Genomic DNA, 23,730 nt, shown 5'->3' on the forward strand with positions numbered 1-23,730 from the left:
TCACACGATGCACAACACAATGCATGTCGTCCTGATGAGCTCTCAGGCTAAGCTTTTCCGGTGACAGTTTGATGACAGCCTTCAGGCCACCCTCAAAATTCCCGCATCCCTATTGACTCACTTTCTCCCAGACGGTCAGCTCGGAGAAGCTGTGCTGGAATTTGTTCCTCGTCTCCCTGATGACAAATGGCAGGCTCCAGGGTTCAAACAACAGCCGAAAATGGGGCGCAAGCATGTCTTTGAGTCCGTCGAAGGTCGAATAATCCTCACCGTTTTTCTTGTACCCGCCAACCCAGTGTTCCTTCGGCGTGTACTCTTCCAGCCAGGTATAGGGCGATGCAATCACCAGAAGCCCGAGTTCGTTGATCCGCTCATGGATGGTTTCCAGAAACAGCGAGGGCTGGTACAGCCGGTCGATCAGGTTGCCCGCCAGCACCAGATCGTAGCCGGTAAATTCCGGTTTCAGATCACAGGCATCGCCTTGATGAAACGCCACACGGTCAGCGGCCTCCTCCAGCCCGAGCGAAGCAAGGGACTGGTCCTGGAAGGTCACCAGTTCGCCCTCCTCGGGACGGGCATAGCGCACGCGTTTGTCCCGGGCCACTTCCTGACACTTGTTGACAAACGCGTTGGAAAAATCGATGCCGTCCACATGCCGGAAATGCCGGGCCAGCTCGAAGCTGGTGCGGCCCACGGCGCAGCCAATATCCAGCGCACGATCCAGGGGCCGGCCATCCATGGCATGCATGGCGGCATCCGCCAATGCCTTGGGGAAGTTGGCCTCACCATGCCACCGTTCGCCAAAGTGAAATTCCAGATATTGGGCGAGGGTGGTGTCGTTTTCATAGTACGCGGCTTGCTGCAATGGAATGCTCCTACCCTGAATGGTTCATCGGTTATCCCTAGCGTAACAGGAAGTTGCCAATACCCTGATCAATAACCGTCTCCTCCGAGCGGTCCTTGAGGGGCACCCCGGAAACCTGCTGGCGGCGGGCCTCCCCGAGCAGATACATCAGTCGCCGGCTCGCCTCTTCGACCGGCAACCCCGCGGGACGGATATTCGATATGCAATTTCGGCTGGCATCGGTCAGCCCTGACCGCGGCTGCCAGGTCAGGTACAGTCCCAGACTGTCCGGAGAACTCAGGCCCGGACGTTCGCCAATTAGCACCACGACGCAACGGGCGTTGAGCCGGTGGCCGACATCGTCCCCGATCGCAACTCTCCCCTGAGAGACAACGGTCAGTGGCGCCAGTTCCCAGGTTTGATCATCACCTTCAAGATCCGTCAGTAGCGCCTCGATAAATCCCACGGCGTTTTCCTGTACGCCATAAGAGGACAAGCCGTCTGCAACCACTATAGCCAGGTCGACGGGTGAGTCACCGGTGTGGCCCAGACGGTCCAGCACCTGACAGGAAGACTGGCTGAGTCTGCGGCCAAGGTCAGGGCGTTGCAGGTAGGTTACCCGGTCGCCTGCCTGACTTTGCAGATGAACCGGCTCATGGGGCAGTAACGCGTTTCTACGTAAGGTCAGCTCCTCCAGCGCCTTCAATAATGCCGCGGTATCCAATGGCAGATGAACCGCATCCCTGGCCTGGGCATGAGCCAGCTGAAACGCCAGCATTTCCTGCGTGGGCAGACTGACACCAGCCCGGCCAAGACCAATCCGGGCATCGGTCCAGGCCGAGAGCCTCCGCCATGGGTTGCCCGTTACGACAGGCTTGCTCTGTGTCATGACCCGCCTCCGGGCAAACTGGCCAGGCTTGCACGGAAGGACTCCGGCAACTTGTCTGCGGGCACCTTGCCCTCGCCATCCTGGAAAATCTGCATGCGGGTGAGCCACTGTTCGAATTCCGGTGCCGGGCGTTTGTCGAGCACCCGGCGCAGGTACAGGGCATCGTGAAACGAGGTGGTCTGATAGTTCAACATGATGTCGTCCGACCCGGGTATGCCCATGATGAAATTGCAACTGGCCACACCCAGCAGGGTCAGCAGGTTGTCCATGTCGTTCTGGTCCGCCTCGGCATGGTTGGTGTAGCAGATGTCGCAGCCCATGGGCAGGCCCAGTAACTTGCCACAGAAATGGTCCTCCAGTCCGGCCCGGGTAATTTCCTTGCCGTCAAACAGGTATTCGGGGCCGATAAACCCGACCACCGTGTTCACCAAAAGCGGCTGGAACTTGCGGGCCACGGCGTACGCCCGGGCTTCGCAGGTCTGCTGGTCCACACCGTGATGGGCATTGGCCGACAGCGCACTGCCCTGGCCGGTCTCGAAATACATCACATTGTTGCCAACGGTACCTCGATTCAGCGAGAGCGCCGCATCCCGGGCCTCGGCCAGAGTCGCCAGATCAAATCCGAAGCTCCGGTTAGTCGCCTCGGTACCGCCGATGGACTGGAACACCAGGTCCACCGGGGCCTTCTGTTCGATGGCTTCCAGGGTGTTGGTGACATGGGTGAGCACACAGGACTGGGTGGGAATCTCGTACTTTCGGATCACCTCATCCATCAGCTGCAACAGGCGGACACTCTGGGCCACGTTGTCCGTGGCAGGGTTGATCCCGATCACCGCATCGCCGCTGCCATACAGCAAACCGTCCAGGATGCTCGCGGCTATGCCGGTAATATCGTCGGTTGGATGGTTGGGCTGCAGACGGGTCGACATTCGGCCTGGCAGACCGATGGTGTTACGGAAAGCAGTCTGGACCCGGCACTTGGCCGCCACGAGGATCAGGTCCTGGTTGCGCATGATCTTGGACACAGCCGCGGCCATCTCCGGAGTAATGCCAGCCTGCACGCTCGCGAGTATCTCCTGGGTGGCATGGTCGCTGAGCAGCCAGTTACGGAAATCGCCGACGGTCAGGTGGGCAACAGGTTCAAAGGCGCCGACATCGTGATCGTCAAGAATCAACCGGGTAACTTCATCCTGTTCGTAAGGGATAACCGCTTCGCTCAAAAAAGTCTTCAGGGGCAATTCCGCGAGTGCCATCTGGGCGACCACCCTTTCCTCAGCGGTATCGGCGATCACGCCGGCCAGTCGGTCACCGGAGCGCGCGGGCGTGGCCTTCGCCATTAACTCTGCCAGCGTTGAAAACTGCCATCGCCGGTTTCCCAGACTGTACCGATACATTGCCCTCTCCCTGAGACTCACTCTTCTACTATCTTAGGTGAATATCACCCAGACAGATCAATGCAGGATGAAGCGATGACCGAAGAAGCGGTTCTGACCAGCGCAAACGATGGCATTTTCACAATCACCCTCAACCGGCCCGCCAAGCGCAATGCCGTCGATGGGCCCACCGCCGACGCCCTGCGCCGGGCATTCACCGACTTTGAAGAGAACGACGCATTGAAGGTGGCGATACTTTGCGGTGCCGGAGGTAATTTCTGCGCCGGCGCCGATCTGGAAGCGATCGGCGATGAGCAGCGGCGCAACCGGATTGATCCCCATGGCACAGGTCACGGCCCCATGGGCCCTACACGCATGCACTTTTCCAAACCGGTGATTGCCGCTGTTTCAGGGTACGCCGTGGCCGGAGGCCTGGAACTGGCCTTGATGTGCGATCTGCGGGTAGCGGAGGCGTCTGCGGTGTTTGGTGTTTTCTGTCGGCGCTGGGGCGTGCCCCTGATCGATGGCGGCACTGTTCGACTGCCCCGCATTGTCGGCCATGGCCGGGCCATGGACATGATTCTCACCGGTCGCCCGGTCAATGCGGAAGAAGCCCTGGGGATGGGGCTTGCAAACCGGGTGGTTCCGGACGGAACAGCACTGCAGGCGGCACAGGAACTGGCGGTAACCATTGCCGGTTTTCCCCAGCGATGCTTGCGGGCAGACAGGGCGTCCGCCATTCATCAATGGGATCTGGACGCGAAAGAAGCCCTGGAAGCCGAGGGAGCGGGGGGCTACCCAGTGGTTTTCGAAGAAGCCATCGCAGGGGCCCGGAAATTCAAAGACGGTGCCGGCCGTCATGGCCAGTTCTGAGCAATGCCGAGAGCCAGTCGGTCAAGTCGGGGTACGAATCCAGATTCAGCACAAATTCCTGCCCTCGGGCTGCGCAATCCAGGTAACACCAGGGTGATTTGAGCTGCCAACGCTCCGGTTTGGTGTGATAACTCAGAGGCGGGCGGTCTTCGCTCGGATAAAAAGCCGCAGGCAGGCGCCATCGGGTGGGCAGCCGGCTTTGCGGATCGGTCAGCACCAGCTCCTCCCTCAGTCTCGGGAACACGCCACTGCCCGGAAAGACCTCCACGCCGGTTGGCAACTGGCAGGCATCGGAAGACTCATAAAGCGTGTTGCCGGCGTCCGGCTGGCCATGGAAGTGGGGATGGTATCGGGCCCAGGGCATGGCTTCAGGTGCCAGCTTATCAATGGCGTGGACCTGGCCAATGTGCAGCCAGCCCCAGATGGCATGAAACGGGCGTGATCCGGGTACAAACCGCCAGCGCCGGTTATGCAGTTCAGAGCGGCGGAAAACCCCGAAGAACAGGAACAGGTCTCCGGGCTCAACACCCTGATTGCGCAAATGGCCCTGGGCAGAACCGGTCTGCCCCAACACCGGCCGCCAACCCTCCTTTCGCGGGTAGGCACCCACCACCAGATCCGGATCCAGGTGGGCGCCATGACCGCCACGAATCCGGCCACCGGTAAGATCGCGGGCGATCTTGCCCAGCCGGCGTTCTTGGAAAAGAACCTCGTCATAACGGATTCGGGACTGGGCATCCGGAATGGGTAATACACACAGGGAACCGTCGGGTAACACCGGGCTGGGACAACCGCCGGCAGAAGAATCGAATCCCTTCCGGCTCAGAATCAATCGCATGGCATCACGTGAAAAGCATGAGGGCTGAACAGGCAGTAAATGCTATCGTAGTTTCAACAATAATGCGCGAATGCCACCGATCGGAACCTTCAACACCATGAGAATTGTCTGCATCTCCGACACCCATAGCATGCATCGCCAGATCCAGGTACCGGACGGCGATCTGCTGATTCACGCCGGCGACTGCCTGGGTGTCGGCACTCTGGACGAACTGGAGGATCTGGACCTGTGGTTCTCGGAACTGCCTCACCGCAACAAAATCCTGATTGCCGGCAACCACGACTGGTGCTTCCAGGATGAGCCAGCCGAAGCCCGCGAACTGATACGTCATGCCCATTACTTGCAGGACAGCCCGTTGGAACTGGAGGGCCTGAAGTTCTGGGGCAGTCCATGGACCCCGGTGTTCTTCAACTGGGCATTCAACCTTGAACGGGGCGATGCTCTTGCCGAACGCTGGGCCCGCATTCCCGGCGACACCGATGTCTTGATCACCCACGGCCCTCCGGCCGGCATACTCGACAGGATCGATTCGCCGACCGGCATCATTCGTCCCGGCTGTGAGGCACTGGCCGAACGTGTGGCCAAATTGTCGCTGAAACTGCACATCTTCGGCCATATTCACGAAGACCATGGCCGGGAACAGATCGGCGACTGCCTCTACATCAACGCCAGCACCTGTAACGGGAGTTTCAAGCCACTGAACCCGCCGATTGTGATCGATCTGTAGAATGCGTTCCGGCTAATCTTGAAACAGGCGCCGGCAAACACCATGTTTGCTACGTCGCGAATTCCACTTTTGCTCCAGGAGCTCCATGCCTGACTGTCCTGATTACTCGCTGCTCGAACTGGCCTCCGTCCGCGAAGGCGACTCGGTAGGCACCACACTGGCCAACAGCGTGGCCTATGCCCAACGGGCTGAAAAGCTCGGTTTCAAGCGATTCTGGCTGGCCGAGCATCACAACATGGAAGGCATCAGCAGCTCTGCCACCTCGGTACTGATCGGCCATATCGCCGGCAAGACAGAAACGATCCGGGTCGGGTCCGGCGGTGTCATGCTCCCGAACCACCCGCCACTGGTCATTGCCGAGCAGTTCGGTACGCTTGAGAGCCTGTACCCGGGACGCATTGATCTTGGCCTGGGCCGCGCACCCGGCACCGACCCGGTAACCGCCCGGGCCTTGCGGCGCGACGGTCTGGGCGCGGAACAGTTTCCGGAAGATGTCGCCCGGTTGCAGTCCCTGCTCGGCCCCCTGCAGCCAGGCCAGCCTGTGAAGGCCATACCCGGAGCTGGCACCAACGTCCCCCTCTGGCTGCTGGGCTCAAGCCTTTACAGCGCACAGCTTGCCGCCATGCGGGGCCTGCCCTACGCCTTTGCCGGGCATTTTGCACCTCGGCTGTATCGCGAAGCCCTGAGAGTCTATCGGGACAACTTCCAGCCTTCAGAACAGCTCGAAAAGCCCTATGCCATGCTCGCCTTGCCAGCCGTTCCCGCCGACTCGGTCCAGGAAGCCGAGCATCTGGCCACAACCAGTTATCAGCGGATTCTGGCCCTGTTCCGGGGCCAGCCGCTCTGGATGAAGCCGCCCGTGGACTCCATGGACGGACTCTGGAACGCTGGCGAAAAAGCCAGCGTGAAAGATTTTCTCGGACTCCAACTGCTTGGGAATGCTGAGTCTATCCAGCGGCAGCTTGATCAGATTCTGTCCGGCATTGAGGTCGATGAACTGATGTTTACCGTGGACATCTACGATCCCGGGAAACGCAGGCATGCGCTCGACATCCTTGCACAAACCAGAAAGCCCGAGAAGGCACTCTCCTAGAGCACAGATTCCACTGCGCTGATCAGTTCAGGATCCTCGGGGCGGACACGGCTTGGGAATGACTCCACCACCGTGCCGGACCGATCAATCACGTACTTGGTGAAGTTCCAGCGTGGTGGTTGGCTCTGCTCGTTGATGGCCTGGAATACAGGATTGGCATCCGGTCCGGTCACAGCTCCCGGGGCAATCATGGTGAAGGTTACCCCGAAGTTCTTGAAGCAGACGGTGGCCGCTTCGGCTTCCGTCTCTGCCTCCTGCCGGAAATCGTCGCTGGCAAAACCAACCACGACCAAACCGTCCTTCGCGTATTGCTTGTGCAGGGCTTCCAGGCCCTCAAACTGGCCGGTGTATCCGCAACGACTGGCGGTATTGACCACCAGCATGGGCTTGCCGGCCGCCAGCTCGCAGAGATTCACGGTGTCGGTGGAGTGCAGTTTACGTTGCTCATGATCAAGAAACGCCGGGCAACTGTCCGCAAATGCCTGAGGCGCACCCATCAGTCCGGCAACCAATGCTGGAATCATCAGAATCTGTTTCAGGTCTTTCATGGATCCGGTTTCCTTGTTCGGTCAGGTATGTTTATACGCGCCGACCGGACGGCTAGCTCAGCCCACACGGTGGACAGAAACGGTTCAGCTACCCATTATTCCGGATAAAACAGCGTTCAGAGCAGGAGCCACGTTCATCATGACCGACACCCCGATCCATGTCTTTCTTTCCCACGGCCTGGAAAGCGGCCCCGGCAGTACCAAGATTCAGGCCATGAAAGCCGAAGCCGAAACCTTGCCGAATATTCGGGCACACGCAATTGACCACAGGAGCACCAAGGACCCGGCGACCCGCCTGGCGCAGATGCAGGAAGCCATGGACCAACACGGCGCCAATCCGGCCCGTACCATCCTGGCAGGTTCCAGCATGGGCGGCTGGGTATGCGCCCAGACGTCGGCGGAGACCCCTGTTCTGGGTTGTTTTCTCCTGGCACCAGCCCTCGCGATGAGCCGGTATCCGCAGTCCAGCCCGGTCATCCAGGCCCGCCACTGTCAGATCATCCACGGCTGGGATGACGAAGTGGTACCGGTCACCCCCGTACTGGATCTGGCCCGCGACCAAGGCCTTCCGATCCTGGTACTCCCCGATGGCCACCGGCTGGAAAACAGCCTTGCCCGGGTTGTAAGCGAGTTTCGCGAATTCCTCCAAACCTGCCTTTCAGATATGAATCAACCGTGATTTCATGAACTTGCGAAATCGGGAAAACCACCTTTGCATAAATGATTGTTTTGGCCATTTTCTTGCGAAAACCACTTTGTTTTGCCAGTCTTTATTAATGTAACAATACATTTCGATAAAAAAACGAACGGAGAAAACCCGATGAGCAGCATGAGCAAGTTCAAAAAACTGGCCGGAATTTCAGCGTTCGCGTTCGCTGCGATGTCCATGGCGAACTCTGTCAACGCCGCTAACTGGCGCTATGCGCACGAAGAATATGAAGGCGACGTACAGGACGTGTTCGCTTACGATTTCAAAGAGTACATTGAGAACAATTCAGACCACACCTTGCAGGTCTACCGCTTCGGCGAGCTGGGTGAATCTGACGACATCATGGAGCAGACCCAGGCGGGCATCCTGAATTTCGTGAACCAGTCGCCCGGCTTTACCGGCTCCCTGATTCCCGAAGCCCAGATCTTCTTTATTCCCTACCTGATGCCGACCGACATGGAGACGGTTATCGAGTTCTTCCGGGAAAGCGAAGCCATCAACGAGGACTTCCCGAAGCTGTACGCGGAAAAGGGACTTGAACTATTGCAGATGTACCCGGAAGGCGAAATGGTTGTGACCGTGGACGAGAAGGTCACCAAACCAGAGGACTTCAACAACAAGAAGATCCGGGTGATGACCAACCCGCTTCTGTCCGAAACCTATTCTGCCTTTGGTGCAACACCAACCCCGCTGCCCTGGGGTGAAGTATACGGTGCCCTGCAGACCAACATGATCCAGGGCCAGGAAAACCCGATCTTCTGGATCGAGTCCGGCGGTCTGTATGAAGTATCTCCGAACCTGGTCTTCACCAAGCACGGCTGGTTCACCACCGCCATGATGGCCAACAAGGACTTTTATGATGGCCTCGGTGAGGAAGACCAAAAGCTGATTCAAGACGCTGCTGACTACGCCTTCGAAAAGATCATCGTACACATCGACGGCCTGGCCGAGCGTTCCCTGGAAAAGATCCGGGAAGCGTCTGACGAAGTCACCGTTACCCGCCTCAACGATGAGCAGATCGAAGCCTTCAAGGCCCGCGCGCCCCAGGTGGAAGAGAAGTTCATCGAAATGACTGGCGAGAGCGGCAAGGAACTGCTGAACCAGTTCAAGGAAGACCTGAAAGAAGTTCAGAACGACTGAACCTGAGGGAACCATTCCCGCCGGCTCCGGCCGGCGGGACGCTGTACTAACCCCCGCCCCGCCGGGGACTTCCTACCGGCCGGGAGCGACATTCTCTGGAGCAGACCCCATGTCCGAGAATTCCCCGGATCTTGAAGACGATACCGGCACCTACGAGTCGGGCCTGCCCGGCTTCCTGGGAACCATCGACGTCTGGATCAGCAAGATTGAAGCCGTGATGCTGGCAATGGGGGTCATCCTCATGGCCATCAACACCTGTGTTAACGTCATCGCTCGCTATATCTTCGGCGAAGGCCTCTTTTTCTCCGGTGAGATAAACCGGATTCTGATTATTCTGATCACCTTTGCGGGCATTGGCTATGCAGCACGGCATGGTAGGCATATCCGCATGTCTGCGATCTACGATGCCATCCCGACCAAGGGACGCAAGGTGCTGATGATCATCATCGCCCTGTTCACCTCAGTGGTCATGTTCTTCCTGTGCTACCACTCGTTCGAATACATCCAGACCCTGTACAGCCGCGGTCGCATTCTGCCTGCTCTGGGTTTTGAAATCTGGTGGATCTATATCTGGGCACCGGTGGGGTTTGCCATTACCGGCATCCAGTATTTCCTCACGGCGATCAAGAATTTCACCAGCAAGGATGTATACCTTTCGACCGGGGTCGTGGACGGTTACGCGGATACCGAATCGGAAGTATGAACCCTGCAGCTGACATTAAGGAAGGATAAGAAATCATGGCAACTATAATGATGTTGATCATGATCGGGTTGCTGCTGCTGGGCTTCCCGATGATGGTTCCACTGATCACCGGCGCCGTGGTTGGCTTCGTGATGATGTTTGATGGCTTCGGCCAGATGGGGACCTTCATTCAGCAAATGATGGGCGGTATCCGCCCTGCCTCGTTGATTGCTGTTCCCATGTTTATTCTTGCCGCGGACATCATGACCCGAGGCCAGTCTGCAGACCGTCTTATCAATATGGTCATGGCGTTTATCGGTCATGTTAAAGGTGGTCTGGCAATCAGTACCGCCACATCCTGCACCCTGTTCGGTGCGGTATCAGGCTCCACCCAGGCAACGGTGGTGGCAGTTGGCTCGCCCCTTCGGCCCAAGCTGCTCAAAGCCGGCTATTCGGATCCGTTCTCGCTCGCGCTGATTATCAACTCCAGTGATATTGCCTTTCTGATACCACCCAGTATCGGCTTCATTATTTACGGGGTTATCTCGGAGACATCCATCGCTGAGCTTTTCATTGCGGGTATCGGGCCGGGGCTGATGATTCTGATCATGTTCTCGATCTACTGCCTGATCTATGCCCGCGTAAATAACCTTCCGACCGAGGAAAAGTCCACCTGGCGTCAACGCGCCGTGGCCATGCGGGAAGCCTTGTGGCCGTTGTTTTTCCCGGTCATTATCGTTGGTGGTATCTATGGCGGCATTTTCAGCCCCACCGAAGCCGCGGCGGTTTGCGTACTCTATGCGTTCCTTCTGGAATTCGTGGTGTTCAGGTCACTCAAGCTTGCTGATGTCTATCGAATCGCCAAGTCCACAGGTCTGATCACCGCCGTCGTCTTCATTCTGGTAGCCGTGGGCACTGGCTTCTCCTGGATTATCTCCTTCGCCCAGATTCCCCAGTCCATTCTGGACGCAGTCGGAATCAGCGATATGGGGCCGGTCGGCGTGATGATTACTATCTGTATCGCCTTCTTTATTGCCTGTATGTTCGTGGACCCCATCGTGGTGATCCTGGTTCTGACGCCGATCTTTGCACCAGCTATTGAGGCCTCTGGCATCGACCCGGTACTGGTAGGTGTGCTGATCACCCTGCAGGTTGCAATCGGCTCTGCAACGCCGCCATTCGGCTGTGACATCTTTACCGCGATAGCGATTTTCAAGCGCCCCTATCTCGAGGTTATTCGCGGCACGCCGCCGTTCGTAATCATGCTGATAGCTGCTGCCGGGCTATTAATCGCGTTCCCGCAAATTGCGTTGTTCCTGCGCGACCTGGCCTTCAGGTGATTTGACCACCCTGGAGGGTGAATACAAAGGAGAGCGACATGTTCAAACGGATTCTGGTGGCAGTAGACGGTTCAATGACCTCTTTCGAGGCCCTGAACAAGGCTATTGAGCTGCAAGAACTGATGACCGACGCGGAGATCTACCTGCTTTGCGTCTACAAGCATCACAGCCTGTTTGAGGCATCCTTGTCGATCGGGCGACCGGCAGAGATGGATATTCCGGATAAAGTGCTTTCGGAGTACGCCAAGGATGTTGTGAATCACGCAAAACAACTGGCGGCAGAACGCGGAGGGAAGAATGTACGCGGTTTCGTTAAGGCTGGTAGGCCATCGAGGGTCATCGTAGACTTTGCCAAGGAGAAAGGTGTGGACCTGATCGTCATCGGCACCAAGGGAACGCACAGTGACAAGGATGGTCTGTTCCTTGGAAGCGTGTCGCACCGGGTCGCATCCCATGCCAAATGCCCGGTGCTGGTAGTGTGATCCTCTAGCCAGAGATTTCGACCCGATTACGGCCGGCTTCCTTGGCGCGATAGAGCGCCTTGTCGGCCAGGGTCAGAATCTGTAACGGTTTCGTGCCACTGTCTGGCCAGCTGGCAACACCCACCGAAACTGTCAGCGCCCCGAGATCCCGTTCACGATGGATGATCGGCACCTGCCGAACTGCTTCGCACAGCTGGTTCGCTTTGTCCCGGGCGGCGTCTGATGTCGCCCCCGGCATTACCACCACAAACTCTTCACCACCGTACCGGCAAACGATGTCACTCTCCCGGAACTGCTTCTGCAGAATGCAGGCCACAATCTTCAGGGCATCGTCTCCCGCTTCGTGGCCGTGGGTGTCGTTGAACCGTTTGAAGTGATCGATATCGACAATCAACAGGGATAGCGGTAAATCGTTACGCTGCGCGACGGCGCTTTCATGCTCAAAAAGCTGATCAAAGTAACGGCGGTTTTTCAGTCCAGTGAGTGCATCCTCGTAGGAAAACTTCTGCAACTCTTCCCGCAGGGCAATGCTCGAGAGGGTAATACTGATTCTCTGGATGGCCTGATCCAGCGCCGCAAGCAAACGTGCCGAGCCATACTCGCTCTCCGCCTTACCGAAAACGCCATCGCCCTCCAGCAGAAGAACACCCTCCGTCACATTGCCGGCACTGGCCGACTCAACGTTTACCCAGAAACACAAGGTACCGCTCTCGGCTTCGCTACCCTCCACTTCGGCGCCCTGCCACTGTTTCAGTTGCGGCAGCCTGGAGGGTTCCGGGAGACCTTTGCGGGCATCCAGAAGCACCGGCAGCGGAACCGGGCGACTGAATCCCCAGACAGCGACCCGATCATACCGGTCGCCCGAGCCCCGCTGATAGAAGGCGCCTTTCAGTGGGCTGCAAATATCCGGGAGCGCCCGGACAAGCAGCCCGAACGCCTGTTTCAGGCCCAGACAATCCTGGAGATCGGTAATCACGTCGCCCAGAATCCGGTTTTTCTCGTTTTCAAAGGTCAGCATCCGGACCCGCGCCTGCTCACGCCGGGCCAGAGCCTCCGCCTTGGCGGTACGTTCGGCAACCTTTTCTTCCAGTGACACGTTCAGCCGCTTCAGCGCCTCCTGGGTGCCCGCGTAGTGCCACAGTGAAATTACCACCACCGCCAGGGAGAACAGGAGCATTCCCCAGCTGACCGGGACCCGGCCCCAGGGAAGCACGCCATGTGCCACGGCCATATCCACAATCAGCAGCGCACAGAAAAAGCCGAAAGCCAGCAGCAGAACCTGTTGCTCTCGCAACATTCGACGGATACGACGCAGCACAACGGCAAAAATAATAACCAGAGAGACCAGAAACATGGCATCAAATGGCGGGAACGTAGACGACAGGTCAAACACGCCCGCCAGCGCGCCCAGCAGTGCACCCACCAGGTATACAAGATGAACTTTCCAGATCAGATTGATCACCCAGGGGCGATGATTGGTCAGCCACTGTTCGAGCAGCAGGGCCAGGGCCACCGGCAGCATGTAATAGGATCCGGCAGCCAGGTAATCCCACATCAGCGGCTGGTAGGCAATCAGCAGACTGGCCTGGCTTTCCGATACCAGCATCAGCGCTGAAGCCAGTGTGAACAGCGAGATAGTCGCAAAGGTTTTCTTTTCCGCCTGCAGCAACGCAAAAATGATCGCCAGCAGCGCAATCAGGGTGGCGAAGCCGGCAATTACCAGGGCTTCCAGGGAGTTTTTGAGGATGTACAACACCAGGTCCGGGTGATCCATGATGGAAACTTCACCCCAAAGACCGATATCCGTGTAGTTGGAAAAGATCCGGAAATAGACCGGCTTGCCTTCATAATTCTCCGGCAACACGATTTCATGCCACGGCCAGCCCTCAAACCGGCCACGACCCTGGGCATCAAACTCCCCATACTGGTAGATTTTCTCACCCTCAACCCAGACCTGAACGATCAGATCGACACTGAAGATATAGAGCACGGGCTCCTGCCACTCTCCGCTAGGCAGGGTGACCCGGAACCAGACGTTTTCACGTCCTTCACGGCCGGGTGGATTGGAGGGAAAACCAATGCTTTGCCATTGTTCGGGTGCATCCTGCAACACCCACTCCGGGACACCATCTTTGGTAAAGGGAGAGTCACCCCAGCGGTACTCCCAACCTTCGGCTACTGGCTGGGACGCTCCATAGGTAAGTGCAGGCATTATCAAGGCCAGAAGCAGCGCGGTAACCAGACGTAGCAGGCTAATCTGTGGCATCAGGAAGGCAAACCTGAGTTGTAGGGCGATCAGATCTGATTATAGCCCAGTCCCTGCGAAATCCGGAGCGCTCTGTCAGGGCATCCGGCCGGTGCGTTCAAGGCGATTCGTGACCATACGATGATAGAGGCGGCTCAGCATGGGACGGATGAGTGGCAGGCCAATGAGCCAGGCCAGAGGTTTAAGCAGGGGAGCGCGGGACATAAGCAGAATGTAGGCGTCCAGTTCACTGTGGATCACGCCTTCGTGGTCTTCCACATGCAATTCCTTTAAGGCCATTTCCGGATCGATTCCCCGGGCTTTCAGTTCCTCATCGCGACCGGTGATATCCACCCATTCAACCTGGTCAGCAGCCTGCCCCGCCAGGCGTTCGTACTGGCGCCGATCCCGACGGCAGCTGGGGCAGGCTCCATCGTAGAAAACGCGAATGGTATTGCCCTTTTCAGTCATTGCGGCTCCACCACCCATTCCGGGTCTTCAAACTCACCAATGGGTTTGATATCCACAAACGGCGCCGCACTGCGAATGATGGCGGCCACCTCGGGGTTATGCTGCCCTTCCATCGCATCCCGTTGTTCCTTGCTCTCCCAGGAGGCGATGGCAATCAACGTATTGGGGTCGCCAATCTTGCGGTGCAGTTCAGTGCCCCTGGCCCCCGGCGCCTGCTGGATAATTTCGCTCGCTCTTACCCAGGCATCCGCGTATTCCTCCGCGGTGTGACCTTCCCGGATATGCACTTCGAAAATAAACTTCATGGGACCTCCCGGCGACTGCCGGCCCAATCACCTCGCGTTATCCCATGATGGCGGCGAACACCGTTAACGTGAGGAGCGGCCCATCACCAGCAGAGCCAGGAGCGCAGAGCCCACCATCAGCAACAGTGCCACCGCATTGAGCACGGGCGTCGACCCTTCCCGAAGGCGATTGAACAGGGCCACCGTCAACGGTGTATCACTACCTGTCAGCATAACGGTGGTATTAAAGTTTTCAAATGACATCAGGAAAGCCATGGCGGCGGCTCCGAAAATAGACGGCAACAGCCAGGGCAGAGTCACCGTGAACCAGGCTACCAGGGGCGTGGCGCCCAGATTCAGGGCGGCTTCTTCCAGCTGGGGATCAAATTTGCGCAGGCGGGCGGCAATTACCAGGGTACTCAGAGTCGCGATGAAGGTCACCTGCCCCATAACCACCAGGGGCATACCGGGCCGGAACAGATCCAGCTCGATGCCCCAGGCTGCCGACATATCGTTGGCCATACCGCTGTAAAACACCAGTATGGACACCCCCAGAATGACCCCGGGAATCACCAGCGGCAGCAGCATGAGCAGGTACAGGAATTCCTTGCCCCGGAACTGTACCCGCTCGAACAACACGGCGTTAACACACCCCAGGGCAACGCTCACCAGCGTTACCCAGAAAGCAATTTTGGCACTTACCCAGAGCGCCGTAAGCAGCCCATCATCGTGGAAGAGTCCGGTGCGGCCCTCGCTGCCATCTGCGAAATACCAGTCCAGAGTGAAGCCTTTCCACGGCAGCGACGGGAAAGGCGCGTCATTGAAGGCAAACACGGCGGTAACCAGTAGCGGCAGAGCCAGGTAAACGAAAAACGCCACCAGGTACGCCAGGTAGAGGCTATCGAACAGACGGGACCGGGGTACCGAACGGATCATGGCTTCACCTTCACCCCATTACCTTGCGCAACGACTGACCGGAGATTTTCAGCCCGAGCCAGACGATGACCGACGACAGTACCAGCAGCAGAACACCGAGTGCTGCCCCCTGCTCCCAGTTAAACCGGGTGATGAACTGGGTGAAGATCTGCTCAGTAAACCAGGCGCTGTCCTTCCCGCCCATGAGCACCGGGGTCAGATAGCTGCCAAGGGTGAGCATGAAAACGACGATGCAGCCGGAAACAATGCCAGGCATGGCCCAGGGCACAACAATTTCTCGCAACACGGTGCCGTGGCCGCCACCCAGGTCGTAGCCGGCTTCCACCAGATTCTCGTCCATACCATCCAGCGTGGTTACCAGCGGTACCACCATAAACAACAGCCCGTTGTAGACCAGGCCGATAATGACCGCCACGTCGTTGTAGAGCATTTCCACCGGACCATCCACCCAGCCCAGTGCCTGCAGCCAGGAACTGAACAGGCCGCTTTCACGCAGCAGAATCATCCAGCCGTAAGTGCGTACCAACTCACTGGCCCAGAACGGAATCAGACAGGCCAGAAACAGGATGCCTTTGGAGCGGCCCCTGGCAAGACGGGCAATGTACCAGGCAATGGGAAAGGCAATGATCAGCGTCAGAAAGGTAGTGAACAGCGACATCACTCCGGTACGCACAAACGTCCGCCAGTAATAGGATTCGGTAAAGAAGTTCTGGTATTGCTCAATGCCCCAGGCAATGGTGTCCCAGCTTTCCCTGACCTGGAACGACACCCGTAACATCTGAAGATGGGGCAAGAGCACCAGCAAGACGATCCAGAGCAGGAACGGCGTGAGCAGCAACCACAGCGATAAGCGACTGACCGAGGACTTCACGGACTGTCGGCTCCAAAGACCCTGGCCAGCGCAGGATTCCAGGCCAGCCGGATGGAACTGTCGGCAGGCAGCCTGGGTGCCGAGCCATCCTGGGGCAGGCGGGCATACACCGGCTGTCCACAGCTCTCCGCCTCGACCCGGCTGTTGGCGCCATCGAACAGGGTGGTGCGTACTTTCGCCTGCATTGATGAGAAGCCGGCACTGAGCGCATCCCCGGACAGCACCAGGGATTCGGGGCGGATATACAGTTCGGCCCGATGGCCGGCCTGAAGGTCGTCCGATGCCACTCTGCCCTGAACCAGTACACCATCATCCAGACGGATGTCTGCCAGATTATCCCGCACCGACACCAGCTCACCGGACAGGCGATTGTTATCGCCGACGAACCCGGCTACGAACGGCGTGGCCGGCTCCCGGTACAGTTCCTCCGGTGGCGCCACCTGATCAAATCGGCCGTCCCGCATAACCGCCACCTGATCCGACATCACCATGGCTTCGGACTGGTCGTGGGTGATGTACACGAAGGTGGTGCCGAACTGCTTCTGGAGGTGTTTGAGTTCCACCTTCATTTGCTCACGCAATTTCAGGTCGAGTGCGCCGAGGGGTTCGTCCAGCAGCAAAAGCGTGGGCTCCAGTACCAGGCAGCGCGCCAGGGCCACCCGCTGTCGCTGGCCACCTGACAACTCCTGGGGGTTACGGTGCTCAAGATCCGGCAAGCCCACCTGTTCCAGCACCCGGGCAATGCGCTTTCGACGCTCCGCCAGTGGCATTTTCCGGCGCTTCAGCCCATAGCCGATGTTGTCACCCACCGTCATGGTAGGGAACAGGGCCAGATGCTGAAACACCATGTTCACGGGCCGACGGTTGGGCGGCACATCGTTCATGCGCTGGCCACGAATGTGGATGTCACCCTCATCTGGCTTGTCGAACCCGGCCAGGAGTCGCAACAGGGTGGTTTTGCCGCAGCCCGAGGGGCCAAGAATGGAGAAAAACGTGCCCGAAGGCACGTCCAGGGATACGTGATCCACCGCGGCATTAGTGCCAAACCGGCGGACCAGTCCCTCACAGAACAGGTCCGAATCCATTCCCATAGGAATCAGTTCGCGGCCTGGACGCGATCCAGCACCTGCCCTTCCATGGTTTCCAGCCCCGGCGGAACCGGCGGATACCACTTGATATTGTTGATGGCGGCGTCATCAAAGCTTTCGCGATAAGCGTCCCGCAGATCGGCTTTGACATACTCATCGGCGCCTTTCGAGGCGGTAAAGTTGCCTGACGCATTGGTAATACGGGCCGCAATCTCCGGCTGCATCACGAAATTGATCCACTTGTAGGCGGCTTCTTCGTTCTCGCTTCGGCGAGGAATGGCGAAGGTGTCGATCCAGCCCAGGGCACCGGATTCGGGGGCAACAAACCGGATGTCCGGGTTTTCGGCATTCAGTTTCCAGCCGCCGGCATCCCAGGCCATGGCCGCTTTCACTTCACCGGTCCGAAGCAGGGCCAGCAACTGATCGCCACCGGTCCAGTAGGTTTTCACATTGCTTTTGCAGTCAATCAGCTTGTCCTCGACCTTTGCCATGATCGACTCGTACTGATCCCGGTTATCGTAGGCTGCGAACGGGTCCATCCCCATGGCAAAGGCGAAACCGATCAGTGTCGGTCGCTTGAGCCGGTAGCTGACCTGGCCCTCAACACCGGCGTCACACAGGTCGGTGTAATCGTTCACCATATCCGCCACCGAGCTGTGCACGATCAGACCACTGGTTCCCCACACCGACGGCACACCATAGAATTTGCCATCCAGTTCGGTGGAATCCTGGGTCGCCTTGACCATGGACGGCTGCAACTGATCGGTGTTTACGCGGCTGAAATCGATCGGTTTATAGATATTGAACTGGCGCTGCACGCCGACAATGCGGTCCTGGCTCGGTTGGGCCAGGTCAAACCCCGCACCGCCCGTCGCGCGGAGCTTGGAAATCATGTCTTCATTGTTGGAGAGGGTCACCTTCACATCGATGCCGGTCTCCTCCTCAAACTGGGCGACCACATCGTCCGGGGCGTAGCCACCCCAGGTAATCAGACGCAGCTCTTCGGCCAGGGTAGTGCCGGAAAAACCCGTGGTGGCAAGGGCTGCAGACAGCACAAAAGCACGGTTCCGTGTCGAACGGGAGGGCATGATCATAACGTGTCCTTACTGATGGCAATTCCAGAAGTTTGCTAACCATTGGTTATCAGGAAGTTATAGACCATGTATTGCAGTTTTGTGAAACCCGGTACGAAAAAACGGAGGCCGCAGCCTCCGTTTTCAGTGGTGCCATGAACTACCGGTGCATTTAACGCCCGGACTTCAACATTTCCCAGTACTTGGCATAGACCTGAAGGGCGTCGTCGCCAATGTCGGTCTGGAATTCGGCATTGATCATATCGGTCGCGTTCGGATAGCTTGCCCGGTTATTCGCCACTTCGTCTGGCAGCAGGTCCCGTGCCGCCAGGTTCGGAGTGGCATAACCGATCTCTTCGCTGATCAAAGCGGAAATTTCAGGCTGCAACACGAAACTGATGAACTGGTGGGCCGCTTCCGGATTCTTCGCGTTTTTCGGAATCACGAAACTGTCCAGCCAGGCAATGATGCCTTCTTCGGGATAGACGTACTCCAGCGACTCCATGGTGTCCTTGCCCATCACAGCCTCGCCGTTCCAGATCATGCCGACATCAGTCTCGCCTTCCAGGTAAGGCATGCGGGGCGCATCGGAATTGAAGGTGCGAACCGAGGGCATCAGCTCGGAAAGCTTTTCATAGGCCGCCTCGATTTCATCCGGATTGGTGCTGTTGCCGGAATAGCCCAGTACCCGCAGGCCAACGTGGAAGACTTCCCGCATATCGTTGGTGAGCATTACCCGGCCATCGAAGCGATCTTCCCAGAGGTCCTCCCATGCGGTGACCGGCTCGCCTTCGATGTCTGCGGTGTCCACCGCCAGCCCTGTGGTGCCCCAGAGGTAGGGCACGGAGAATTTGTTCTCCGGATCGATATCCAGGTTCACCAGTTCCGGATCCAACTGGTCAAAGCCCTCGATTTTGCTGCGGTCAATCGACATCAGCAGATCTTCCTGGCGCATCTTGCTGACGTAATAGGTGGACGGCACCGCAAGGTCATAGGCGGCGCTGTCATCCAGCAGCTTCAGACGGGCATACATGGCCTCGTTACTGTCGTAGGTGGTGTAGACCACCTGAATGCCTGTTTCCTCGGTAAAACGGTCGAGGACTTCCTGGGGCATGTATTCGGACCAGTTGTAGAGGTTGAGAACCTGGGGCTCCTCGGAACTGCAGCCCGTCAATCCCACTGCCAGCAAGCCGGCCAGTGCCAGTTTCTTCATCGTTTGCTCCTTATCAGAATCCATTGAGACAACATCAGCATAACCAGTGAAAACACCAGCAACAGTGTGCCCAGGGCATTCACCTCAGGTTTCAGGCCCACACGCACCATAGAGTAGATGCGCAGGGGCAGAATTTCATAGCTTGGGCCACTCACAAAGGTGCTGACCACCACATCATCGAGGGACAGTGTAAACCCTAGCAGCCAGCCTGCCAGTAAGGCCGGCATGATCACCGGGATCAGCACGGTGCGGGTCATGGTGAAATCAGAGGCACCGAGATCCCGTGCGGCTTCGGGCAGGCTTTCATCAAAACCGCTCAACCGGGCCATGACCGTGATCACCACAAACGGCAGACAGAAGGTCACATGGGCCAGCAGCAGGGAAACATAGCCAAGCTGCAACCCCACCAGCAGGAACAGGGCCAGCAGGGAGATAGCCAGGACAATCTCCGGCGACATCATCACCACAAACAGCATGCCGTTGAGCAGCTTCTTGCCCCTGAACTGGTACCGATGCAGGGCCAGGGCGGTCAGGGCGCCGATCACCGTGGACACGGTGGCGGCAGACAGCGCCAGCCAGAGGGAATTCCACATGGCATTGACCATGGCCCGGTTATTAAACAGCGCCTCGTACCAGCGCAGGCTGAGCCCGCCCCAGGCGTAACCGGTTCGGGATTCATTGAATGAGAACACCACAAGTACCACGATGGGCACATAGAGGAGGATGTAAATGAGAGTCAGATAGGTGCGGGGCAGCCATCGTGTCATCAGGCGCCCTCCTCGCCAATTCGCCGTTTACTCAGGCGGTGGGCAAACATGAGGAACGCCATGGTCACAGTCAGCACGATGCTGGCCGCAGCCCCGAAGGGCCAATTGCGGGCATCCAGGAACTGGTTCTTGATCACATTACCCACCAGCAGATTTCGGGAGCCGCCAAGAATGTCCGGAACAAAGAAAAGCCCCATGGCCGGCAGCAGGACCAGCATCACGCCAGCAAGAACCCCCGGCAGGGTCAGCGGCACAATTACATTTATAAAGGTGGACAGCCGTCCCGCGCCCAGATCATGGGAAGCCAGCAGCAGCTCCTGCTTAAGATCCTCGAACACCGAATACAGCGGCAGGATCATGAACGGCAGCAGCAGATACACCAGACCAATAATCACCGCGCCTTCGGTATAGAGCAGCTGCAGCGGCTCATCAATCAGCCCGATCGACATCAGGGCGTTGTTCAGCAGACCGTTGGTGGCCAGGATCAGCTTCAGGGCGTAGGTGCGCACCAGGGAGTTGGTCCAGAAGGGCACGATCAGCAGGAAGATCAGTATCAGCTGACGCTGCTTGCCCACTTTGGACAAGGCCCACGCAAACGGGTAACCAATCAGCAGGCACACCAGGGTGGTCATCGCCGCCATGTAGAGGGAGTGGAGGAAAACCTCCAGGTACAATGGGTCGAACAGCTGGCGATAGGCGTCCAGATTCAAAGGCAACGACAGAAAGGTTGCCGGATCCCGGGTCATGACACTGGCGCCTACCACCAGGAGATTGGGTGCCAACACCAGAAACAGGAGCCAACCCCAAACCAGAATCAGGACGGCGGTTTTGAACGGCTGCTGCATAACGCTATGCATCGGCCGACAGTTCCTCTTCCGTTGCGGTTTCGCCGGGCAGCAGCCATTCCCAGCCATCCACCCAACTGACCTTGACCGGTTCGCCCAGGCGGTAATCGAATGCCGGATCGTCCTCATCAAAGAATTCGCTGGCCAGCACCTCGGTGCCATCATCCAGGTGAATCACCGAGTCCAGGGTACTGCCTTTGTAGTTACGCTCGACAATCTTGCCCGCGACACCCTGCTCATCGGCCGGATCCAGCACCCGGATGTCCTCAGGCCGCAGCAGCACGTTCAGGGGCTGGCCTTCGCGTACCGCAAAGTCCGGTCGCCGCAGGGTTCGTTTGAGGCCAAAGACATCGACGGTAATAGAGCCATCGTGAACCGACTCGACCGTGCCGGGGAAAAAATTGGTTTCCCCCACAAACCGGGCGGTAAAGAGGTTGGCTGGCCGCTCGTAAACCTCACGCGGAGTGCCGAGCTGCTGCACCAGGCCATCCTTGAGGACCACCACCCGATCCGACATGGACAGGGCCTCTTCCTGATCGTGGGTCACGAATACGAAGGTGATGCCGAGCTCCCGTTGCAGGCGCTTCAGCTCAACCTGCATGGTACGGCGTAGCTTGTAGTCGAGGGCCGAGAGGGGTTCATCCAGGAGCAACAGCCGTGGCCGTTTGACCACCGCCCGGGCGATGGCAACCCTTTGCTGCTGACCACCGGACAACTGATGGGGCTTACGACGGGCGAAATCCTGCAACTGGACCATGGCCAGGGCTTCATCGACACGCTGGCGAATCTCGTCCTTCGGGCGCTTTTCCATCTTCAGGCCATACGCCACGTTGTCGAACACCGACATGTGGGGGAACAGCGCGTAATGCTGGAATACGGTATTGAGCGGCCGGTTTTCCGGGGCAGTATGGGTGAGATCTTCTCCGGCCAGGGTGATGCTGCCCTCGTCAGGATGCTCGAAACCTGCCATCAGGCGCAGCAGCGTGGTTTTGCCGCAACCGGAAGGTCCCAGCAGGGTAATGAACTCGCCGTCGTAGATCTCGAGATCCAGTCCGTCGAGCACCGTTTTGCCACCGAATTGCTTGGAAAGATTGCTCAGGGATAGCAGTGTCTGTTTCATCGGCGCTGCCCAAAGAATGAGCGGCCTATTTTTCCAGAAACCAACACAAACAAAAAGGGGCGCCGGGGGAATTCAGCCCCGATGCCCCTTTTGTCTGGCAGCGCGCTCAAGCCTTCTACAGGCTGGCACGCTTCGCCAGGATTCAGTCCTCAGCCACGCTGTTCAGGTAGGCCTTGTCTGAAATGTTGGTCCACTGACGAACCTGTTTCAGGTAGTCACGCTGGGACTCGATGATTTCCTTGGCCAGCGGATCGTTCTCAGCGGCCTCGGCCAGCAGCAGGTTGGTGGTGCTGCGCAGGGCATCAATGACTTCCGGGGGGAACACCTTGTGTGTCACATCCGGGTAGTCTTCCTTCATGCGATCCCAGGCCACGCCACTCTGATGGGTGCTCTGGATGTACATGTCATAGGCGGCGGTGCGCATGGCCACACGCAGGATCTCCTGAAGATCCTTTGGCAGCTCTTCCCAAGTCTTCTTGTTGATCAGGAACTGGACTTCCGCGCCCGGCTCCTGCCAGCCCGAATAGTAGTACTTGGCGATCTGATGGAAGCCCATCTGGAAATCCAGGGCAGGACCGACCCATTCAACAGCATCCACGGTGCCACGCTCAAGGGCGGTATACAGCTCACCTGGCGGCAGGTTGGTCACGGCAACCCCCAGCTCGGACATCACCTCGCCGGCAAAGCCGGGAGTTCGCATCTTGAGCCCCTTCAGGTCTTCCAGCGAGTTGATTTCCTCGCGGAACCAGCCGCCCATCTGGTTGCCGGTATTACCGCCCGGGAAGGACAGCATACCGTAAGGCTCATACACCTTCTGCATCAGCTCCATGCCCTCGCCGTGGTAGAACCAGGCGTACATTTCAGGCGCAATCAGCCCGAACGGGATGGTAGTGAAGTACATGGCATTGGGGATGGTGCCCTTGTAGTAATAGGACGCGGTGTGACCCATGTCGTACTGGCCGTTGCGCACCAGATCAAAGATGCCGAACGGTGCCTTGTGCTTGTTGGACGGATCTATACGAATCTGCAAACGGCCGTCCGACATGGTTTCTGCCATGTCCGCCATATGCTGAACCGTCTCTCCCAGTACCGGAGAGTTGGGCCCCCAGGTTTGCGCAAGGCGCAAGGTATAGTTTTCCTCGGCCACCGAGGACACGCTGAACACGGTAGCCGCAGCGGCCACGGCCGCAAGCAGTGTTTTCCGGATTGTCATTGTGTTGGCTTCCATTATTGTTGGTATGAAAACAGGTATTTCTGTCGCGAAACCATCATAGCTTGC

The 23,730-nt window shown here is 58.1% G+C and carries 25 protein-coding genes; 8 read left to right on the forward strand and 17 right to left on the reverse strand.

Features of this window, described 5'->3' with window-relative positions:
• Positions 1 to 109: 109 nt before the first annotated feature.
• The 3 genes from QZ534_RS03750 to QZ534_RS03760 are packed head-to-tail and all read right to left on the reverse strand — an operon-like array spanning position 110 to position 3,127.
• Positions 110 to 865: a putative 4-mercaptohistidine N1-methyltransferase gene (locus QZ534_RS03750; protein WP_296931571.1), complete on the reverse strand. Its 756-nt coding sequence runs from the start codon at positions 863 to 865 to the stop codon at positions 110 to 112.
• A 37-nt stretch (positions 866 to 902) separates the two neighbouring features.
• Positions 903 to 1,733, reverse strand: a complete 831-nt coding sequence (gene eutC, locus QZ534_RS03755; protein ID WP_296931573.1) for an ethanolamine ammonia-lyase subunit EutC — start codon at positions 1,731 to 1,733, stop codon at positions 903 to 905.
• The gene (locus QZ534_RS03760) at positions 1,730 to 3,127 is read right to left on the reverse strand and encodes an ethanolamine ammonia-lyase subunit EutB (protein WP_296931574.1); all 1,398 of its coding nucleotides are present in this window, start codon (positions 3,125 to 3,127) and stop codon (positions 1,730 to 1,732) included. Before QZ534_RS03760 ends, eutC begins: the two co-directional genes overlap by 4 nt.
• A gap of 75 nt (positions 3,128 to 3,202) precedes the next feature.
• On the opposite strand from QZ534_RS03760, the gene QZ534_RS03765 reads away from it, so the two are divergent.
• A complete protein-coding gene (locus QZ534_RS03765; protein WP_296931576.1) occupies positions 3,203 to 3,979 on the forward strand; it encodes a crotonase/enoyl-CoA hydratase family protein in 777 nt (258 codons plus the stop codon).
• On the opposite strand, the gene QZ534_RS03770 is transcribed toward QZ534_RS03765, so the two are convergent.
• Positions 3,945 to 4,817: a hypothetical protein gene (locus QZ534_RS03770; RefSeq protein WP_296931578.1), complete on the reverse strand. Its 873-nt coding sequence runs from the start codon at positions 4,815 to 4,817 to the stop codon at positions 3,945 to 3,947. The two genes, QZ534_RS03765 and QZ534_RS03770, sit on opposite strands and share 35 nt — an antisense overlap.
• A gap of 97 nt (positions 4,818 to 4,914) precedes the next feature.
• On the opposite strand from QZ534_RS03770, the gene QZ534_RS03775 reads away from it, so the two are divergent.
• Positions 4,915 to 5,544 carry a metallophosphatase domain-containing protein gene (locus QZ534_RS03775; protein WP_296931581.1) on the forward strand — a complete coding sequence of 210 codons (630 nt, stop codon included), beginning with the start codon at positions 4,915 to 4,917 and terminating at the stop codon, positions 5,542 to 5,544.
• Between the two features lie 85 nt (positions 5,545 to 5,629).
• On the forward strand, positions 5,630 to 6,637 hold the full coding sequence (locus QZ534_RS03780; RefSeq protein ID WP_296931583.1) for an LLM class flavin-dependent oxidoreductase: 1,008 nt from the start codon (positions 5,630 to 5,632) through the stop codon (positions 6,635 to 6,637).
• Here the strand turns inward: QZ534_RS03780 and QZ534_RS03785 are convergent.
• Positions 6,634 to 7,161, reverse strand: a complete 528-nt coding sequence (locus tag QZ534_RS03785) for a glutathione peroxidase (RefSeq protein ID WP_296931827.1) — start codon at positions 7,159 to 7,161, stop codon at positions 6,634 to 6,636. The two genes, QZ534_RS03780 and QZ534_RS03785, sit on opposite strands and share 4 nt — an antisense overlap.
• A 163-nt stretch (positions 7,162 to 7,324) precedes the next feature.
• Between QZ534_RS03785 and QZ534_RS03790 the strand changes: the two genes are divergently transcribed.
• The 5 genes from QZ534_RS03790 (at position 7,325) to QZ534_RS03810 (ending at position 11,538) form a co-directional block, all read left to right on the forward strand.
• Positions 7,325 to 7,864, forward strand: coding sequence for a YqiA/YcfP family alpha/beta fold hydrolase (locus QZ534_RS03790; protein WP_296931585.1), 540 nt, complete (start codon positions 7,325 to 7,327; stop codon positions 7,862 to 7,864).
• A 141-nt stretch (positions 7,865 to 8,005) separates the two neighbouring features.
• Positions 8,006 to 9,034: a TRAP transporter substrate-binding protein DctP gene (gene dctP / locus QZ534_RS03795; protein ID WP_296931587.1), complete on the forward strand. Its 1,029-nt coding sequence runs from the start codon at positions 8,006 to 8,008 to the stop codon at positions 9,032 to 9,034.
• Between the two features lie 109 nt (positions 9,035 to 9,143).
• Positions 9,144 to 9,737: a TRAP transporter small permease gene (locus tag QZ534_RS03800; RefSeq protein WP_296931589.1), complete on the forward strand. Its 594-nt coding sequence runs from the start codon at positions 9,144 to 9,146 to the stop codon at positions 9,735 to 9,737.
• 35 nt (positions 9,738 to 9,772) lie between these two features.
• Entirely contained in the window at positions 9,773 to 11,056 is a 1,284-nt protein-coding gene (locus QZ534_RS03805; protein ID WP_296931591.1) for a TRAP transporter large permease, read from the forward strand.
• Positions 11,057 to 11,094: 38 nt separating this feature from the next.
• Positions 11,095 to 11,538 carry a universal stress protein gene (locus QZ534_RS03810; RefSeq protein ID WP_296931593.1) on the forward strand — a complete coding sequence of 148 codons (444 nt, stop codon included), beginning with the start codon at positions 11,095 to 11,097 and terminating at the stop codon, positions 11,536 to 11,538.
• A gap of 4 nt (positions 11,539 to 11,542) precedes the next feature.
• Here the strand turns inward: QZ534_RS03810 and QZ534_RS03815 are convergent, their stop codons facing one another.
• The 12 genes from QZ534_RS03815 to QZ534_RS03870 form a co-directional block, all read right to left on the reverse strand.
• On the reverse strand, positions 11,543 to 13,804 hold the full coding sequence (locus QZ534_RS03815) for a GGDEF domain-containing protein (protein ID WP_296931595.1): 2,262 nt from the start codon (positions 13,802 to 13,804) through the stop codon (positions 11,543 to 11,545).
• Positions 13,805 to 13,879: 75 nt separating this feature from the next.
• On the reverse strand, positions 13,880 to 14,254 hold the full coding sequence (locus QZ534_RS03820) for a thiol-disulfide oxidoreductase DCC family protein (RefSeq protein ID WP_296931597.1): 375 nt from the start codon (positions 14,252 to 14,254) through the stop codon (positions 13,880 to 13,882).
• Positions 14,251 to 14,559 carry an antibiotic biosynthesis monooxygenase gene (locus QZ534_RS03825; RefSeq protein WP_296931599.1) on the reverse strand — a complete coding sequence of 103 codons (309 nt, stop codon included), beginning with the start codon at positions 14,557 to 14,559 and terminating at the stop codon, positions 14,251 to 14,253. Before QZ534_RS03825 ends, QZ534_RS03820 begins: the two co-directional genes overlap by 4 nt.
• 63 nt (positions 14,560 to 14,622) lie before the next feature.
• A complete protein-coding gene (locus QZ534_RS03830; RefSeq protein ID WP_296931602.1) occupies positions 14,623 to 15,474 on the reverse strand; it encodes an ABC transporter permease in 852 nt (283 codons plus the stop codon).
• Positions 15,475 to 15,484: 10 nt separating this feature from the next.
• Positions 15,485 to 16,345, reverse strand: a complete 861-nt coding sequence (locus tag QZ534_RS03835; RefSeq protein WP_174805025.1) for an ABC transporter permease — start codon at positions 16,343 to 16,345, stop codon at positions 15,485 to 15,487.
• Positions 16,342 to 17,436, reverse strand: a complete 1,095-nt coding sequence (locus tag QZ534_RS03840; protein ID WP_296931605.1) for an ABC transporter ATP-binding protein — start codon at positions 17,434 to 17,436, stop codon at positions 16,342 to 16,344. The genes QZ534_RS03835 and QZ534_RS03840 overlap by 4 nt, the downstream gene beginning before the upstream one ends.
• 5 nt (positions 17,437 to 17,441) lie before the next feature.
• Positions 17,442 to 18,527, reverse strand: coding sequence for an extracellular solute-binding protein (locus QZ534_RS03845; protein ID WP_296931606.1), 1,086 nt, complete (start codon positions 18,525 to 18,527; stop codon positions 17,442 to 17,444).
• Between the two features lie 151 nt (positions 18,528 to 18,678).
• Positions 18,679 to 19,719: an extracellular solute-binding protein gene (locus QZ534_RS03850; protein ID WP_296931608.1), complete on the reverse strand. Its 1,041-nt coding sequence runs from the start codon at positions 19,717 to 19,719 to the stop codon at positions 18,679 to 18,681.
• Complete coding sequence (gene potC / locus QZ534_RS03855; protein WP_296931610.1) at positions 19,716 to 20,486, reverse strand: spermidine/putrescine ABC transporter permease PotC; 771 nt, start codon at positions 20,484 to 20,486, stop codon at positions 19,716 to 19,718. Before potC ends, QZ534_RS03850 begins: the two co-directional genes overlap by 4 nt.
• Positions 20,486 to 21,343 carry a spermidine/putrescine ABC transporter permease PotB gene (gene potB / locus QZ534_RS03860; RefSeq protein ID WP_296931612.1) on the reverse strand — a complete coding sequence of 286 codons (858 nt, stop codon included), beginning with the start codon at positions 21,341 to 21,343 and terminating at the stop codon, positions 20,486 to 20,488. Before potB ends, potC begins: the two co-directional genes overlap by 1 nt.
• A complete protein-coding gene (potA, locus tag QZ534_RS03865) occupies positions 21,336 to 22,451 on the reverse strand; it encodes a spermidine/putrescine ABC transporter ATP-binding protein PotA (protein ID WP_296931614.1) in 1,116 nt (371 codons plus the stop codon). Before potA ends, potB begins: the two co-directional genes overlap by 8 nt.
• Positions 22,452 to 22,593: 142 nt before the next feature.
• Positions 22,594 to 23,664 (reverse strand): TRAP transporter substrate-binding protein, encoded by a 1,071-nt coding sequence (locus QZ534_RS03870; RefSeq protein WP_296931616.1) that lies wholly within the window; start codon positions 23,662 to 23,664, stop codon positions 22,594 to 22,596.
• Positions 23,665 to 23,730 lie beyond the last annotated feature (66 nt).

The organism is uncultured Marinobacter sp., from assembly GCF_913055835.1.
In the GTDB taxonomy this organism is placed as follows: Bacteria; Pseudomonadota; Gammaproteobacteria; order Pseudomonadales; family Oleiphilaceae; genus Marinobacter.

Excerpts from the sequence above, each read along its gene's own strand:
- eutC (WP_296931573.1), bottom strand. The coding sequence starts at position 1,733 with ATGACACAGAGCAAGCCTGTCGTAACGGGCAACCCATGGCGGAGGCTC.
- QZ534_RS03760 (WP_296931574.1), bottom strand. The coding sequence starts at position 3,127 with ATGTATCGGTACAGTCTGGGAAACCGGCGATGGCAGTTTTCAACGCTG.
- QZ534_RS03765 (WP_296931576.1), top strand. The coding sequence starts at position 3,203 with ATGACCGAAGAAGCGGTTCTGACCAGCGCAAACGATGGCATTTTCACA.
- QZ534_RS03770 (WP_296931578.1), bottom strand. The coding sequence starts at position 4,817 with ATGCGATTGATTCTGAGCCGGAAGGGATTCGATTCTTCTGCCGGCGGT.
- QZ534_RS03775 (WP_296931581.1), top strand. The coding sequence starts at position 4,915 with ATGAGAATTGTCTGCATCTCCGACACCCATAGCATGCATCGCCAGATC.
- QZ534_RS03780 (WP_296931583.1), top strand. The coding sequence starts at position 5,630 with ATGCCTGACTGTCCTGATTACTCGCTGCTCGAACTGGCCTCCGTCCGC.
- QZ534_RS03785 (WP_296931827.1), bottom strand. The coding sequence starts at position 7,161 with ATGATTCCAGCATTGGTTGCCGGACTGATGGGTGCGCCTCAGGCATTT.
- QZ534_RS03790 (WP_296931585.1), top strand. The coding sequence starts at position 7,325 with ATGACCGACACCCCGATCCATGTCTTTCTTTCCCACGGCCTGGAAAGC.
- dctP (WP_296931587.1), top strand. The coding sequence starts at position 8,006 with ATGAGCAGCATGAGCAAGTTCAAAAAACTGGCCGGAATTTCAGCGTTC.
- QZ534_RS03800 (WP_296931589.1), top strand. The coding sequence starts at position 9,144 with ATGTCCGAGAATTCCCCGGATCTTGAAGACGATACCGGCACCTACGAG.
- QZ534_RS03805 (WP_296931591.1), top strand. The coding sequence starts at position 9,773 with ATGGCAACTATAATGATGTTGATCATGATCGGGTTGCTGCTGCTGGGC.
- QZ534_RS03810 (WP_296931593.1), top strand. The coding sequence starts at position 11,095 with ATGTTCAAACGGATTCTGGTGGCAGTAGACGGTTCAATGACCTCTTTC.
- QZ534_RS03815 (WP_296931595.1), bottom strand. The coding sequence starts at position 13,804 with ATGCCACAGATTAGCCTGCTACGTCTGGTTACCGCGCTGCTTCTGGCC.
- QZ534_RS03820 (WP_296931597.1), bottom strand. The coding sequence starts at position 14,254 with ATGACTGAAAAGGGCAATACCATTCGCGTTTTCTACGATGGAGCCTGC.
- QZ534_RS03825 (WP_296931599.1), bottom strand. The coding sequence starts at position 14,559 with ATGAAGTTTATTTTCGAAGTGCATATCCGGGAAGGTCACACCGCGGAG.
- QZ534_RS03830 (WP_296931602.1), bottom strand. The coding sequence starts at position 15,474 with ATGATCCGTTCGGTACCCCGGTCCCGTCTGTTCGATAGCCTCTACCTG.
- QZ534_RS03840 (WP_296931605.1), bottom strand. The coding sequence starts at position 17,436 with ATGGGAATGGATTCGGACCTGTTCTGTGAGGGACTGGTCCGCCGGTTT.
- QZ534_RS03845 (WP_296931606.1), bottom strand. The coding sequence starts at position 18,527 with ATGATCATGCCCTCCCGTTCGACACGGAACCGTGCTTTTGTGCTGTCT.
- QZ534_RS03850 (WP_296931608.1), bottom strand. The coding sequence starts at position 19,719 with ATGAAGAAACTGGCACTGGCCGGCTTGCTGGCAGTGGGATTGACGGGC.
- potC (WP_296931610.1), bottom strand. The coding sequence starts at position 20,486 with ATGACACGATGGCTGCCCCGCACCTATCTGACTCTCATTTACATCCTC.
- potB (WP_296931612.1), bottom strand. The coding sequence starts at position 21,343 with ATGCATAGCGTTATGCAGCAGCCGTTCAAAACCGCCGTCCTGATTCTG.
- potA (WP_296931614.1), bottom strand. The coding sequence starts at position 22,451 with ATGAAACAGACACTGCTATCCCTGAGCAATCTTTCCAAGCAATTCGGT.
- QZ534_RS03870 (WP_296931616.1), bottom strand. The coding sequence starts at position 23,664 with ATGACAATCCGGAAAACACTGCTTGCGGCCGTGGCCGCTGCGGCTACC.